This window comes from Ruegeria sp. BE10 (assembly GCF_056538905.1).
On the sequence record NZ_JBQFTX010000001.1, the window covers coordinates 12,854 to 26,424 of the forward strand.

General features: G+C 55.9%; 14 protein-coding genes and 1 tRNA gene. 8 read left to right on the forward strand and 7 right to left on the reverse strand.

Translation table 11 applies throughout. From position 1 onward, the window contains the following. Together ACR0M2_RS00075 and ACR0M2_RS00080 are read left to right on the forward strand one after the other, a co-directional pair. Positions 1-1,221, forward strand: a complete 1,221-nt coding sequence (locus ACR0M2_RS00075; protein ID WP_480703725.1) for a cysteine desulfurase — start codon at positions 1-3, stop codon at positions 1,219-1,221. A gap of 66 nt (positions 1,222-1,287) precedes the next feature. Then, positions 1,288-1,364 (forward strand) — tRNA-Arg (locus ACR0M2_RS00080). Between the two features lie 227 nt (positions 1,365-1,591). Here the strand turns inward: ACR0M2_RS00080 and mepK are convergent. Together mepK and ACR0M2_RS00090 are read right to left on the reverse strand one after the other, a co-directional pair. Beyond that, positions 1,592-2,161 carry a peptidoglycan L,D-endopeptidase MepK gene (mepK, locus tag ACR0M2_RS00085; RefSeq protein ID WP_170348744.1) on the reverse strand — a complete coding sequence of 190 codons (570 nt, stop codon included), beginning with the start codon at positions 2,159-2,161 and terminating at the stop codon, positions 1,592-1,594. A 132-nt stretch (positions 2,162-2,293) separates the two neighbouring features. Continuing rightward, positions 2,294-2,512 (reverse strand): hypothetical protein, encoded by a 219-nt coding sequence (locus ACR0M2_RS00090; protein WP_170548952.1) that lies wholly within the window; start codon positions 2,510-2,512, stop codon positions 2,294-2,296. Positions 2,513-2,515: 3 nt separating this feature from the next. Between ACR0M2_RS00090 and ACR0M2_RS00095 the strand changes: the two genes are divergently transcribed. The 4 genes from ACR0M2_RS00095 to ACR0M2_RS00110 are packed head-to-tail and all read left to right on the forward strand — an operon-like array spanning position 2,516 to position 6,755. Continuing rightward, on the forward strand, positions 2,516-4,120 hold the full coding sequence (locus ACR0M2_RS00095; protein WP_480703726.1) for a L,D-transpeptidase family protein: 1,605 nt from the start codon (positions 2,516-2,518) through the stop codon (positions 4,118-4,120). A 35-nt stretch (positions 4,121-4,155) separates the two neighbouring features. Beyond that, a complete protein-coding gene (gene lpxD / locus ACR0M2_RS00100) occupies positions 4,156-5,247 on the forward strand; it encodes a UDP-3-O-(3-hydroxymyristoyl)glucosamine N-acyltransferase (RefSeq protein ID WP_480646674.1) in 1,092 nt (363 codons plus the stop codon). A gap of 32 nt (positions 5,248-5,279) precedes the next feature. Then, the gene (locus tag ACR0M2_RS00105; protein ID WP_170348740.1) at positions 5,280-5,537 is read left to right on the forward strand and encodes an acyl carrier protein; all 258 of its coding nucleotides are present in this window, start codon (positions 5,280-5,282) and stop codon (positions 5,535-5,537) included. Positions 5,538-5,546: 9 nt separating this feature from the next. Next, on the forward strand, positions 5,547-6,755 hold the full coding sequence (locus ACR0M2_RS00110; protein ID WP_170348739.1) for a beta-ketoacyl-[acyl-carrier-protein] synthase family protein: 1,209 nt from the start codon (positions 5,547-5,549) through the stop codon (positions 6,753-6,755). A 67-nt stretch (positions 6,756-6,822) separates the two neighbouring features. On the opposite strand, the gene ACR0M2_RS00115 is transcribed toward ACR0M2_RS00110, so the two are convergent. Beyond that, positions 6,823-7,419 (reverse strand): invasion associated locus B family protein, encoded by a 597-nt coding sequence (locus ACR0M2_RS00115; RefSeq protein ID WP_170348738.1) that lies wholly within the window; start codon positions 7,417-7,419, stop codon positions 6,823-6,825. Between the two features lie 438 nt (positions 7,420-7,857). On the opposite strand from ACR0M2_RS00115, the gene ACR0M2_RS00120 reads away from it, so the two are divergent. After that, positions 7,858-9,399: a helicase HerA-like domain-containing protein gene (locus ACR0M2_RS00120; protein ID WP_425080626.1), complete on the forward strand. Its 1,542-nt coding sequence runs from the start codon at positions 7,858-7,860 to the stop codon at positions 9,397-9,399. A 45-nt stretch (positions 9,400-9,444) separates the two neighbouring features. Here ACR0M2_RS00120 and ACR0M2_RS00125 read toward each other — a convergent pair whose 3' ends face one another. The 4 genes from ACR0M2_RS00125 to ACR0M2_RS00140 form a co-directional block, all read right to left on the reverse strand. Further along, the gene (locus ACR0M2_RS00125) at positions 9,445-9,696 is read right to left on the reverse strand and encodes a hypothetical protein (RefSeq protein WP_170348736.1); all 252 of its coding nucleotides are present in this window, start codon (positions 9,694-9,696) and stop codon (positions 9,445-9,447) included. Between the two features lie 187 nt (positions 9,697-9,883). Continuing rightward, positions 9,884-11,197, reverse strand: a complete 1,314-nt coding sequence (locus tag ACR0M2_RS00130; protein ID WP_170358509.1) for a branched-chain amino acid ABC transporter permease — start codon at positions 11,195-11,197, stop codon at positions 9,884-9,886. Continuing rightward, positions 11,194-12,204: a branched-chain amino acid ABC transporter permease gene (locus ACR0M2_RS00135; RefSeq protein WP_170375377.1), complete on the reverse strand. Its 1,011-nt coding sequence runs from the start codon at positions 12,202-12,204 to the stop codon at positions 11,194-11,196. Before ACR0M2_RS00135 ends, ACR0M2_RS00130 begins: the two co-directional genes overlap by 4 nt. Before the next feature lie 206 nt (positions 12,205-12,410). After that, positions 12,411-12,788, reverse strand: coding sequence for a hypothetical protein (locus ACR0M2_RS00140; RefSeq protein WP_480703727.1), 378 nt, complete (start codon positions 12,786-12,788; stop codon positions 12,411-12,413). 422 nt (positions 12,789-13,210) lie between these two features. Between ACR0M2_RS00140 and ACR0M2_RS00145 the strand changes: the two genes are divergently transcribed. Further along, positions 13,211-13,564 carry a hypothetical protein gene (locus ACR0M2_RS00145; protein ID WP_480703728.1) on the forward strand — a complete coding sequence of 118 codons (354 nt, stop codon included), beginning with the start codon at positions 13,211-13,213 and terminating at the stop codon, positions 13,562-13,564. Positions 13,565-13,571: the final 7 nt, after the last annotated feature.

Genomic DNA, 13,571 nt, shown 5'->3' on the forward strand with positions numbered 1-13,571 from the left:
ATGTATGACGTAGAAAAAATCCGCGCGGACTTTCCGATTCTGTCGCGTGAGGTAAACGGCAAACCGCTGACTTATCTGGACAATGGTGCCTCTGCGCAGAAACCTCAGGTGGTGATCGACGCGGTGACCCGCGCCTATGCCGAGGAATACGCGAATGTGCATCGTGGTCTGCATTACCTGTCCAACCTCGCGACCGAAAAGTACGAGTCCGTCCGCGGCACCATCGCCCGTTTCCTTGGGGCGGCGGATGAGAATGAGATCGTCCTGAACTCGGGCACGACCGAGGGGATCAACCTTGTGGCCTATGGCTGGGCGATGCCGCGCCTTCAGGCCGGGGATGAGATTGTCCTTAGCGTCATGGAGCATCACGCCAACATCGTTCCCTGGCATTTCGTGCGCGAACGGCAAGGGGTTGTCCTGAAGTGGGTCGATATCGATGCGGATGGCGGGCTGGACCCGCAGGCCGTGATCGATGCAATCGGTCCCAAGACCAAACTGGTCGCGGTCACGCAATGCTCGAACGTGCTGGGAACGGTGGTGGATGTTAAGGCCATTACCGAAGGTGCGCATGCCAAAGGCGTTCCGGTGCTGGTCGACGGCAGCCAGGGTGCCGTGCATATGCCGGTCAATGTGTCGGATATCGGCTGCGACTTTTATGCAATCACCGGGCACAAGCTGTATGGCCCGTCCGGTTCGGGCGCGATCTATATCAAATCCGAACGCATGGCCGAGATGCGCCCCTTCATCGGTGGCGGCGACATGATCAAAGAGGTCAGCAAAGATCAGGTGATCTACAACGACCCCCCAATGAAGTTTGAGGCCGGAACACCCGGTATCGTGCAAACGATTGGTTTGGGCGTGGCGCTTGACTACATGATGGACCTGGGGATGGAGAACATCGCCGCCCACGAAGGCGCGCTTCGCGACTATGCGATGCAGCGGTTGACTGGTTTGAACTGGCTGCAGGTACAAGGCACACGTCCCGATAAGGCCGCTATTTTCAGCTTTACGCTGGATGGGGCAGGGCATGCGCATGACGTGTCGACGATCCTCGACAAAAAAGGGGTTGCCGTGCGGGCCGGTCATCATTGCGCTGGTCCACTGATGAATTTCTTCGGCGTGACCGCCACCTGCCGCGCCAGCTTTGGTTTGTACAACACCAAGGATGAGGTCGACACGCTGGTCGATGCCCTTGAACTGGCGCATGATTTGTTTGCCTAAAAGCTGGCCGATCCGGGTGGATTTTCAGTTGCACCCGGATCGGAACAAGGATAGCTAACGGCCAAGGCACCTGTAGCTCAGCTGGATAGAGCGCTGCCCTCCGAAGGCAGAGGCCAGAGGTTCGAATCCTCTCAGGTGCGCCATACCACCTCGCATTAGCAGTTATTCTGAGTGTCTTATATTGGAGAGTGCTTCCCTTAATTTGACGCTATGATGACTGGTCCTGGTACAGTCCGGTAAGCGACAATATCTGGTCGATGGAACGCAGTTCATCGAGGTTGAGCTGTTCTTTTCATAAGGAATAATTCTAGGTTACATAAAAACAAAGAGCGCCCAGAGGCGCTCGTTGTTTTTTAAGATTTTGGAAGTCTTAACCGCCCCAGCTACGGACCTCACCGCAGTCCATATGGACGAAATTCGAGCGGGAGTACTTGCCCACTCCACCAGCGCGGCAGGACATTGCAGCCTTGGCCATTTGCGACACTGAACGCGACGACAGGCGAAGGTCAGCCGCCTGACCTTTCATGTGCAATGAGTTCTTGGCAACCCGACGAGAACGAGACCGAAGCATCGCGTTGGTTTGCGGAGAACGATAGCCGGACAGCAGCATATAGGGCTCATTTACATCCAGAAGGTTATGCGATGCAGCCATGATGTCGATCGTGCGCAGATCCATGTCTTTGCTCTGATCGGTCCGCCAGTCACGCATGAAGTGATTCACTTCTTTGACAGCGTCCTTGATGTATTTTCCATCGACCCAATATATCATGTCAATCCGTTCGCCGGTGCGACCGGAATACATACGAATACGGCGGATATCGCCGCCGCCTCGAAGGAAACCTGCTGCATTGGAATAGGTCGGTGCGGCCACAACTGCCGTAGCTGCAAATGCGCCCAGAAGGGCACGCCGGGTCAAGCCCGATGTACTGCTCATCGTCATTTCAGTTTCGTCCCGTACTGTTCCTGCCTGCACACGATGTTACGCGCGCGATATTAATTTTTTCCCATCCCAGATGCGGGATTTATGACACAGTCGGATTTGTCCGCCAAGAAGTCTTTCGGATTCATCAATTCAAGGGGGAATTTTCGGCAGTTTTTTGCGCAGGTGATGCGAATATGTATAATATTGAGACATTTGGCGGCGCATTTCCGCCGGGCGATGCAAAGACGCATCACGCACCGAAAGATGCGCCAGGTTGATACGTTTGTGAATAGACAACGCGCCCAAGGCGTAACCATATTTGATCCGCGCGCATTTCTGCTGCGTAAAATAATGAATAATTAAGGCCATCCAATGTTCTCAGGTATTCGGACCCGTTCTGGTATTATTTTCACCGCATGTTTTCTGGCTTCGGCGTCCGTAGTGAATGCAGACACCCGGCCAGCGACGGCGTTTCAGATGGCTGTTGCCGAATTTGCGCCCTCGGGGTCAGGAATCGCCGAGTTTTACCGCGAGAATGGTTTTGCCCCGGTTTGGGTTGGCGAAACGCCGCTGCATTCGGCGCGCCGCGCACGGCTGATCCAGGCCTTGTCATCGACCGATATGCATGGATTGCCGCAGGGTTCGGACAGCGTCCAGTCCCTTGTGGAACAGATGCAAGAGGCCCGTACGACGCGCGATCTGGGCGCTGTTGAGGTCAGTCTGACCCGCGCCTTCGCTGAATACGCGCGCAATCTTCAGTCGGGCGCGCTGCGCCCATCCCAGATTGATGATGGGTTAGTGCGCAAGGTTCAAAGGGCTTCGACAAAGGAGCACTTGCAGGGGTTGATCGCAGGGGAAAATGGCTCGTATTTCGATCAATTGGCCCCGCAGACAACCCAGTACCGGGCCTTGATGAAGCAGAAGTTGGTGCTGCAGGACCTCATCCATCAAGGCGGTTGGGGCGCGACGGTTCCTGTTGCTAAGTTGGAATATGGCGACACCGGACCCAATGTAATAAAACTGCGCAATCGTTTGGTTTCCATGGGGTATTTGCGTCCTACCGCCAGCCCGGAGTTTGATGCGGCTTTGTTGGGTGCCGTTCAGGCGTTCCAGACAGATCATGGTCTTGCGCCGGACGGTGTGGCCGGTCAGGGCACGATTTCCGAGCTGAACCGCAGCGCCTCAGACCGTCTAAAGGCTGTCTATGTCGCATTGGAGCGCGAGCGCTGGTTGCCGCGCGAACGGGGTGAGCGGCACATTTTGGTAAATCAGGCTGATTTCTCGGCCAAGATCGTCGATGACGGTCTGATCACGTTCGAAACGCGCGCGGTGATCGGCAAGAACACACATGACCGACGCAGCCCCGAGTTCTCGGACAAGATGGAGCATATGGTCATCAACCCCAGTTGGTATGTGCCGCGCTCGATCATCACCAAGGAATACCTGCCCCAACTGCAATCAAATCCCAACGCCGTTGGCCATATCCAGATCACCGACCGCAGCGGTCGGCAGGTCAATCGCGGCGCGGTGGATTTCACCCAGTTCAACGCGCGGAACTTCCCGTTTGCGATGCGCCAACCGCCCAGCAAAAGCAATGCGCTGGGGCTGGTGAAGTTCATGTTCCCCAACAAGTACAACATCTATCTGCATGATACGCCTCAGAAAAGTCTGTTCGCGCGTGAGGTGCGGGCGTTCTCGCACGGGTGTATCCGCCTGGCAGATCCGTTTGATTTCGCCTATGCGTTGTTGGCCAAGCAGGAAGAAAACCCAAAGGCGTTTTTTCAGCGTGTTCTGGCCACGGGTAAGGAAACCACGGTGCAATTGGAACAGCATGTTCCGGTTCACCTGATCTACCGCACGGCTTATGTCGGCCCCAAGGGTGAGGTTCAGTATCGCCGGGATGTCTATGAGCGTGATCGGAAAATCTGGGAGGCCTTGCAGAAAGCAGGGGTGGCCCTGCCGGACGTTCAGGGGTAATCAGCGGGGCAGATCCTTAAACCGGGAAGCCCGATATGCACTATACCATCCAGCAAATCGCCGACGCTCTTGGGGCAGACTGCCAGGGCGATACTGGCCTGATCGTTGAACGCGCGGCTGAGCCGGGTGATGCAGCGGCGACCGATCTGGCGATGGCGATGTCTCCGAAATATGCCGAGGCTCTGAGCGGCAGCTCGGCACGGACAGCCGTGTTGTGGGAAGGTGCGGATTGGCAAGCGCTAGGGTTGGAGGCGGCCATCTTTGTGCCCCGTCCGCGTATGGCGATGGCCGGGATCACCACAATGTTGGATCGCGGGCAGGGCGTAGCGCCGGGTATTCACCCTTCGGCCGTGATCGACCCGACCGCGGAAATCCCCAAAGACGCAGCCATCGGGCCCTTGGCCGTCATCGGTGCGCGGGTTCGTATTGGCAAAGGCGCAGTTATCGGCCCGCATTGCGTGATTGGCATGGATACGGTTCTGGGCGAAAACGCCATGTTGCGTGAGATGGTTAGCATCGGGTCCAGGGCGCAGATCGGTGATCGTTTCATTGCCCAACCCGGCGCACGGATCGGGAGCGACGGGTTCAGCTTTGTTACCCCCGAGGTTTCGGATGTTGAGAATGTCCGCAAAACAATGGGCGACAAAGGTGATGCGCGGGCGCAAAGCTGGCTTCGCATTCACTCGCTGGGTGCAGTTGAGATCGGGGATGACGTTGAAGTCGGCGCCAATTGTACCGTCGACAACGGAACGATCCGGAATACCTGCATCGGAAACGGGTCCAAGTTGGACAATCTTGTGCATGTGGGGCACAACACACGGGTTGGGCAGGATTGTCTAATTTGTGGTCAGGCTGGCGTGTCCGGCTCGGTCGAGATTGGCAATAACGTGGTACTGGGTGGCCAGACCGGCGTGGTCGACAACATCTTTATCGGTGACGGCGTGATAGCGGCGGGCGGCACTAAAATCCTGTCCAACGTTCCTGCGGGTCGGGTATTAATGGGATATCCGGCCATCAAAATGGAAACCCATACCGACATCTACAAAGCACAACGTCGTTTGCCCCGCATGGCGCGTGACGTCGAGGCGTTGAAAAAGGCTGTTTTCAAACAGCCCCCGAGTGATTAAATCATCCGCAACGGGAAAATCAGAGGACCGACATGAGCATCACCGACCGCGTCATCGCAATCATTGCTGAGCAGGCCGTGCTGGAGCCTTCGGACGTCACGCCCGAAAGTACACTTGAAGATCTGGGTATCGACAGCCTGGGTCTGGTCGAGAGCATTTTCGCCATCGAAGAAGAGTTCGATATCTCGGTCCCGTTCAACGCGAATGAACCACAAGCCAGCGATTTCGATATCTCAAATGTGGCAGCGATCATTGCCGGGATCGAAAAGCTTGTGTCGGAAAAGGTCTGACCTGAAGTTATGAAACGCGTTGTTATTTCCGGGGCCGGGACGATTAATTCGCTGGGTCACTCTGTCCCTGATACGCTTGAAGCTATGCGCGAAGGGCGTTGTGGTATCTCGCAACTTGAATTCCGCGATGTTGAGCGGCTTTCCATCAAAATCGGCGGCCAAGTGCGCGGGTTCGAGGCCGAAGGGCGGTTTAATCGCCAGCAGATGAGCCTTTACGATCGCTTTACGCAATTCACGCTGACCGCAGCTAAAGAGGCGATTGACCAATCCGGGATCGAGTTTCACGGAGATCTTGCTGCTCGGTCCGGTGTGGTTCTTGGCACCGCCGGTGGCGGCGTGTCCACTTGGGACGATAATTACCGTTCCGTCTACGAGGACGGTAAAAACCGTGTGCATCCATTTGTGGTGCCCAAACTGATGAACAACGCGGCGGCCAGCCATGTGTCTATGGAACATAACCTGAAGGGGCCAAGTTTTACGGTTTCAACCGCTTGCGCCTCATCCAATCACGCGATGGCATTGGCGTTTCAGATGGTCCGCAGCGGCGCAGCACCTGCAATGATCACGGGTGGATCAGAATCCATGTTGTGTTTCGGCGGCGTCAAAGCCTGGGAAGGCCTGCGCGTGATGTCCAAGGACGCTTGCCGCCCGTTCAGCGCCAACCGAAATGGAATGGTGCAGGGCGAAGGGGCCGGGGCTTTTGTCTTTGAAGAATACGAACATGCGCGCGCACGAGGGGCAGATATTCTGTGTGAGGTTGTCGGCTTTGCCATGTCCTCGGATGCGTCTGACATCGTAATGCCCAGCAAACAGGGCGCGGCACGGGCCATGGCCGGTGCGCTGACCGATGCGCGCCTGAATGCGGATCAGGTCGGATACATCAATGCGCATGGGACGGGCACAGCGGCGAATGACAAGACCGAATGCGCGGCGGTGGCCGGTGTGTTCGGGCCGCATGCAGATGACCTGATGATTTCGTCGACGAAATCCATGCACGGGCATTTGATTGGGGGTACTGGCGCGGTCGAGTTGCTGGCATGTATCATGGCGTTGCGCGACGGGGTGATCGCCCCAACCATCGGTTATGAAGATCCAGATCCCGAATGTGCATTGGACGTGGTGCCAAATGAGGCGCGAGACGCGAAGGTGGATGTTGCGCTTAGCAATGCGTTTGCCTTTGGCGGGTTGAACGCGGTTTTGGCTCTGAAACGGGTCTGAAGCTTAGGAAGCAAAACGACAAAACGCCGCCCGAAGGACTGGGCGGCGTTTTCTGTTTTACTAGTCATTAGTTTTTGATGACTTCCAGCTGGTCAAACCCGGCAGTGAACCCTGCTAGAGATATTTCCAATTGCAGTGCCTGCGAAGGTGCCAGAACAGAAACCATCGACAAGGTACCTTTGGTCCCACTCTTCAAAGCTTCGACGTCTTGCTGGGTAAAGCCCACTTGCGCAAGGCACCCAATGGGGTTGCAGTGGTGATAGTTGTATCGTTTGCCCGGCGCTCCGTCGATCGACAAGGATATCTGAGCTTGCAAAAGCACTTCGAGGGGCACAACGATGATCGCAGCAGCTACGGCCGGAGCTTCTTCGGGCAGCTTTTCAATCGTAATTTCCGCAATAGGCTGGTCTTGCTGACCGGTCAGAATCTGTCGCATGACACAAGGTTCGCTGTCAGTTCCTGTATTGATGCACATGACTGCCCAGTCGCCGGTCTCTTCCTTAAGGTACTGCTCGCCAATACGCGGGCCGGATTCCCCAAGATCCAGGTCAGCACCGGTTTGGGTTTGCGGAGCCTCGGCATCCTGCGTTGCTTCTTGTGCATAAGCGGCACCACACCAAAGCGCAGCGGCCACCAGGCTGAGAGATAGAGTGTTCTTGATCATGAATGCCTCGGCAATGTGATTGAGCTTTTTGACCCGTCTATCATCCTTGGATCATGGTGTCAGGCATTAAGCTGCACAAATGGGTGACCGTAGTCAGCTTTTTGCCGCTTTCCAGTGCTTGAAACCTGGATGAAACAAAAAAGAAAGGGAACCGGTGGAGCGGCTCCCTTTCATAAAATTTTCTCCCCGTCGGACTGGCCGACTTAGTTATGCGCAGACGTTACGAAAGGCGGTCGCATGCGTCAACTGAAAACCTAAAATTTTAATGGAAGAACCAGCATTGCTTTAAAAAAACCGCGCCCGAAGGCGCGGTCAGTCGACAGGGAGGAAGTTTGCCGCACCCTACCTCTGACAGCGAGGGCAGCAAAATGACTATCGCAGTCAAAGGTTAACTTTGTATGCTGGGTTCAGATCGGTGGAAATTAAGGCCTTACCTACATGGACAAAAACATTTTTCTGGGCGGCGCGGGTGAAGATTACAGCCAGCCTCAAAACCTGACCCTCAAATATGCCAACCGGCACGGGTTGATCGCGGGGGCGACGGGCACAGGCAAAACGGTGACGTTGCAAATCCTGGCCGAGGGGTTCTCGGCTGCGGGCGTCCCGGTGTTTCTATCCGATGTCAAAGGCGACTTGTCCGGGTTGGCAATGGCGGGCAGTGAAAGTCACAAGTTGCACCAGGCGTTTCAGGATCGCGCGGTTCGCATCGGCTTTCAGGATTATACCTATGCCGCATGCCCGGTGACATTCTGGGATCTGTTCGGCGAACAAGGCCATCCTGTTCGAACGACCGTTACAGAAATGGGGCCATTGCTATTGTCTAGGCTCATGGACCTGAGCGAGGCGCAGGAAGGTATTTTGAACATTGCTTTCCGAGTGGCGGATGAAGAAGGGATGCCGTTGCTGGATCTCAAGGATCTGCAAGCCCTACTGGTCTGGATCGGTGAGAACCGCACACAGTTATCCCTGCGCTATGGCAATGTCTCGACCGCTTCGATTGGGGCGATTCAGCGGCGGTTGTTGGTGTTGGAAAACCAGGGCGGGACCAATTTGTTCGGAGAACCCGCGCTGGAATTGGCCGATCTGATGCGTACTGATGCAAACGGGCAGGGGATGGTGAACATCCTGGCCTCGGATAAGCTGATGGGGTCGCCGCGTCTCTATGCGACTTTCCTGTTGTGGCTGTTGAGTGAGCTGTTCGAGGAATTGCCCGAGGTTGGCGACCCCGACAAACCCAAGTTGGTGTTCTTCTTTGATGAGGCCCATTTGTTGTTCGAAGATGCGCCCAAGGTTTTGGTAGACAAAGTAGAGCAGGTCGCACGGCTGATCCGTTCCAAGGGTGTCGGCGTCTACTTCATCTCGCAAAACCCGGCGGATATTCCCGAAGATATTCTGGGACAACTTGGCAATCGGGTGCAGCACGCGCTGCGTGCCTTTACCGCGCGGGATCGCAAGAACCTGCGTTTGGCGGCCGAAACCTATCGCGAAAACCCGGCCTTCGACACCGAAACCGCAATCCGAGAGGTTGGCGTGGGTGAAGCGGTCACGTCGATGCTGCAGAAGAAGGGCGTGCCAGGTATTGTTGAACGGACGCTGATCCGTCCACCGGGAACACAACTTGGGCCAATCACCGCGTTCGAGCGTCAGGCGATCATGACAGCGTCACCGATGCAGGCCAAGTATGGTACATTGAAGGATCGGAAATCGGCCTTTGAAATTCTGCAGGCACGCGCCGATCAGGCCGCGCAGGCTGCTGCAAAAGCAGAAGAACAAGAAGAGACACAATCTGTCGCTGAACGCGAGTTCGCCACGGCCAGGCGCTATTCCGGTGGCCGGGTCGGGCGATCTTCCTCTCGCGTTAAGCGGCAGAAAGATACCTTTGCTACAGCAATGAGCGAGGCCGTCATCAAAGAGCTAAAAGGAACAACCGGGCGCCGCATTGTTCGTGGAATTCTGGGCGGGTTGTTCCGCGCTAGGTAAGCCCAAGGCGCCGCACAGCGGTTTCGTTGCGCGGCGCTATTTAGGTTACTTCAGACGACGCTGACCTTCCTGCCGGCAGTAGCCGTCAGCCTCGGCCACAGACATCTTTGTCGCGGGGTAGTCGATGGCACGATCCCAGATGACGCGATCCGGGCGGTACAACTGGCACGTCACCACACCCTTTGAGGTCTGGACCTGAACTGGATCGGTTTCCAGATCTTCGGGTGACGGGATACATGCGGCCAGGCTGGCAACAACTGTCAGCATTAGGATTTTTGGGATAAACGAAGTTTTCATGTGTCGTCTTCTTACTCTCGAGAGGTGACCTGTAGTATCAGCGTCAACTGACTAATTAACCGTGAAGGCGATCTGGCGCAGGTCCGGAAACTGCCCAACGATAATTCGGTCTATTAAGGTTCGGTTCATGAATCAAGAAACCGCGCCGATTTTGAGGCGCGGTTCCGAATATTCCCCTGAAAGTGATCTATTTCTCGGGGATCAAACCCCTTGGACTGAATCTGAGAACAATCAGCAGGATCAACCCCATGGTCAGCAGGCGCATATGCGCGGCGCTTTCGATCAGATGTGCCTTAAGCGCGCTGCCATCAGGTAATCCAGCGGTGATCAGGTTCATCAGCCACAGCCCGATAGGTTCGACCTGAACCCACAGGAACCAGATCACGAACGCGCCCAGTACCGCACCAAAATTGTTACCTGATCCACCGACGATCACCATTACCCAGACCAGGAATGTAAACCGCAATGGCTGATACGCGCTGGGGGTCAACTGGCCGTCCAGCGTTGTCATCATAGCACCTGCAATTCCGCAGATGGCCGAGCCCAGCACAAAGATCTGCAAATGGCGGCGGGTCACGTCCTTGCCCATCGCCTCGGCCGCGACCTCGTTGTCACGAATGGCGCGCATCATGCGGCCCCAAGGGCTGTTCAGCGCCTTTTGCGCCATCCAGAGCAGTACCAGCAAAACGATCAGGAACAGAAACGAATAGCCCAGCTTAACCGCCAGCGTCGAAGCCGTGACTGTATCCAGCCCCAACCATTCGGCGCGCGCGACAAAGCCAGGGTCATTCTGCAGATCGACCTCGTACCCAACGACCGGCGCAGGGCGCGGGATGCCGTAGACGTTTTTGACGCCTCGGGCCAACCAGTCCTCGTTTTTCAAGATCGCGATGATGATCTCGGCAATACCCAGCGTGGCGATGGCCAGATAGTCCGAGCGCAGGCCCAGAGCAGTTTTGCCGATTAGCCACGCAGCGCCAGCCGCCAGCAGTCCACCTGCGGGCCAGGCCAGCAGAACAGGCAGATTCAGACCGCCGAGGTTGCCCGCAACAGCCGGTTCAATGGCTTCGACCGCTGCGGTATTGGGGTCGAGAACAGCGCGGTAAACAAAGAAGCCGATGATGAGAATGGCAATGATCGACAAAGTCCGAACCCGACCTTTGGGCATCTTCTGCGCCACCAGAACTGTGGCCACAACGGTTGCAGCGCCCAGCAGCAGGGCCAGTACAATACCGAAACCTCCGGCAGACCAGGCGCCAGGTGTTGTCGGGGTCGAGACCAGAACAACGGCAAGCCCGCCCAACGCAACAAAGCCCATGACCCCGACGTTGAACAAACCGGCGAACCCCCATTGCAGGTTCACCCCAAGCGCCATGATGGCCGAGATCAGTCCCATGTTCAGGATCAATATCGCGGCGTTCCAGCTTTGCGTGAACCCGGTCAGCAGGATCAGGCCACCGACAACAGCGAAAAGCAGCGTATTTTTGACAGGCTCGGTCATACCGCTTTCCCCTTAAACAGACCCGTTGGTTTGAACAGAAGCACGATCAGCAAAATGACAAAACTTACGGCGAATTTGTAATCGGTGGACAGGAATTGCACCAATCCCGACGGCTCCAGGCTTTCCGGGGCAAGATAGGTCAGCACCTTTTTCCAGGCGTAAGTGATCGTGACCTCGGAAAAGGCGATGATGAATCCACCCGCGATGGCCCCCACAGGGCTGCCCAGACCGCCGACGATGGCCGAGGCGAATATCGGCAGAAGCAGCTGGAAATAAACGAAAGGTTTAAAACTCTTGTCCAGCCCGTACAGGACCCCGGCCGTGGTCGCGAGCGCCGCAACGATGATCCATGTAATCATCACCACCCGCTCGGGGTTGATACCGGACAGTAGGGCGAGATCTTCGTTATCCGAATACGCACGCATCGATTTGCCAGTGCGGGTTTTGTTGAGGAACCAGAACAACAGCACAACGGCAACAACTGCAACGATGACGGTAATGCCCTGAGATGTCTTGATCGCCAGCCCCTCATTCAGCCCGGTCATGGCCTTGAATTCACGTGCGGAGATCACAAACCGCTGACCGTCCGAAAACCTCTGATCGTCCGGGCCGATGATGAACCGCACCAGGCCGTTCATGATGAACATCACGCCCATCGACACGATAACCAGAATGACCGGCTTGGCCTTTTGCTCGCGATAAAATCGATAGACCAATCGGTCGGTGATCAGCACCAGAACGATACAGCCCAATATGGCAAAGGGCAGGGCCAAAAGGGCGGTCGGCAGCGGACCAAAACTGACCCCAGCGGCCTGCAGCCCCCAGGTGACCAGAACGGCGATCATCGCGCCAAAGGCCATCGTGTCGCCATGGGCAAAGTTGGAAAACCGCAGGATACCGTAGATCAGCGTGACCCCCAGCGCCCCCAGTGCCAGCTGGCTGCCATAAGCAATTGCAGGCACCAACACAAAATTCGCAAGCGCGACAAGCGCGTTCAGTATGTCCATCTCACCTTCTCATTCCGCCGGGTGCGGCCTTATGGCATACCCGCGCGCAAAGACACAATATTTCAACGGTTATGGACGGTCGAATTCCGAAGAAAAACTGCATATGGGCAGCGTTCCTTTCGGGCAATCAAGGCGCGCCTGACAGGATCATGTCCGTCAGACGCGTCGCTGGTTCAGCTTTGCTGTTCTTGGGATAGTAAATGTGGTCAATTATTGAGCGTACAGACCCCGCGTTCGTTGCGCTGTTGCCCGCCAGAGGCGCGAACTTCAAGATGACCGGTCTCTGAATCTACCGTGTATCCCACGCTACCGTTGCTTTGAATTTGCAGAAATTCCTGCGCGCCGAGGCTGGGGATCACAAGGACTTCATGTTCTTGACCCTCGGCCAAAAGCAAGCCCTTGGATTGCCCTTCGACCTGTTTCAGCACGACTTGGTGGGCTGGTTCAATTGGGTTGCACCCACCGGGGTTGCAGGTTTCGGTAATCTGGCACTCGTAAACAAATTCACCTTGCGCGGGGGCTTGCGACACGGCCTGCGCGGTCGCAGGCAGAACGATGGCGGCAAGCGCAGCCAGATATTTCATAATATGTCTCCTGAAGGGGGCAATTGCCCGAAATATTTGAGAATCCAATCAGGATTCCCGCTGTTCGCGCGTTCGTGATTAGGCGGGGATCGTGGCGGAAATTGAGCCGAGACGAGGCGGAATTCTGAAGGGATTAATTTTAACAATTCTTAGGGGAGTAGGGTAACCAGCCGGGAACAAACCGTTTTATTGGAGGTTGTTTATCCGACCAGTGGCGCAAAGCTGCAAACGCCATTTTCTCGCCACGATTGGTTGCCTGAAAGCACGCGGTTTAACCGTGTCAAAGAGGCGTTGACACGCGAACACAGCCTTTCACCTGGGATCAACTGAAAGTGAGGACCGTCGTGCAGCCTGTTGAAGTTATTTAGCTAAATGATGATCTTGCCCTGTGCCAGAGGGCGCTGACTAATGGGAGGTACATCATGAAAATCTGTGCAGCAGTGATATTGAGCGCGGTTTTGCCTGCGATGGCGCAAGCCGCATCAAGCGACCCTCTGGACGGGGCGGATTTCGTCGTCAACTGCGTGTCGGACAGTACTGGTGGCGCGGTGACATTAGCGAGGTCCGGAGCCACGGATAAGGGATTTATCGTCACAGATGATATCCGCGGAGAGGCGACGATCATTGCGGGTCTGAACTCGCTGACCTTCCTGCACATCATGGACAAGGATGTCGTGACCTTTGTCGTGGATTTCGAGGACTTGAATTATGACATGTCGATCAAAGGCCCGCATGCTGCGCAGGACTTCGGGTCTTGTGGTGATCCGATTGGGTGATTGAAAT

Excerpts from the sequence above, each read along its gene's own strand:
- ACR0M2_RS00075 (WP_480703725.1), top strand. The coding sequence starts at position 1 with ATGTATGACGTAGAAAAAATCCGCGCGGACTTTCCGATTCTGTCGCGT.
- mepK (WP_170348744.1), bottom strand. The coding sequence starts at position 2,161 with ATGACGATGAGCAGTACATCGGGCTTGACCCGGCGTGCCCTTCTGGGC.
- ACR0M2_RS00090 (WP_170548952.1), bottom strand. The coding sequence starts at position 2,512 with ATGGCCTTAATTATTCATTATTTTACGCAGCAGAAATGCGCGCGGATC.
- ACR0M2_RS00095 (WP_480703726.1), top strand. The coding sequence starts at position 2,516 with ATGTTCTCAGGTATTCGGACCCGTTCTGGTATTATTTTCACCGCATGT.
- lpxD (WP_480646674.1), top strand. The coding sequence starts at position 4,156 with ATGCACTATACCATCCAGCAAATCGCCGACGCTCTTGGGGCAGACTGC.
- ACR0M2_RS00105 (WP_170348740.1), top strand. The coding sequence starts at position 5,280 with ATGAGCATCACCGACCGCGTCATCGCAATCATTGCTGAGCAGGCCGTG.
- ACR0M2_RS00110 (WP_170348739.1), top strand. The coding sequence starts at position 5,547 with ATGAAACGCGTTGTTATTTCCGGGGCCGGGACGATTAATTCGCTGGGT.
- ACR0M2_RS00115 (WP_170348738.1), bottom strand. The coding sequence starts at position 7,419 with ATGATCAAGAACACTCTATCTCTCAGCCTGGTGGCCGCTGCGCTTTGG.
- ACR0M2_RS00120 (WP_425080626.1), top strand. The coding sequence starts at position 7,858 with ATGGACAAAAACATTTTTCTGGGCGGCGCGGGTGAAGATTACAGCCAG.
- ACR0M2_RS00125 (WP_170348736.1), bottom strand. The coding sequence starts at position 9,696 with ATGAAAACTTCGTTTATCCCAAAAATCCTAATGCTGACAGTTGTTGCC.
- ACR0M2_RS00130 (WP_170358509.1), bottom strand. The coding sequence starts at position 11,197 with ATGACCGAGCCTGTCAAAAATACGCTGCTTTTCGCTGTTGTCGGTGGC.
- ACR0M2_RS00135 (WP_170375377.1), bottom strand. The coding sequence starts at position 12,204 with ATGGACATACTGAACGCGCTTGTCGCGCTTGCGAATTTTGTGTTGGTG.
- ACR0M2_RS00140 (WP_480703727.1), bottom strand. The coding sequence starts at position 12,788 with ATGAAATATCTGGCTGCGCTTGCCGCCATCGTTCTGCCTGCGACCGCG.
- ACR0M2_RS00145 (WP_480703728.1), top strand. The coding sequence starts at position 13,211 with ATGAAAATCTGTGCAGCAGTGATATTGAGCGCGGTTTTGCCTGCGATG.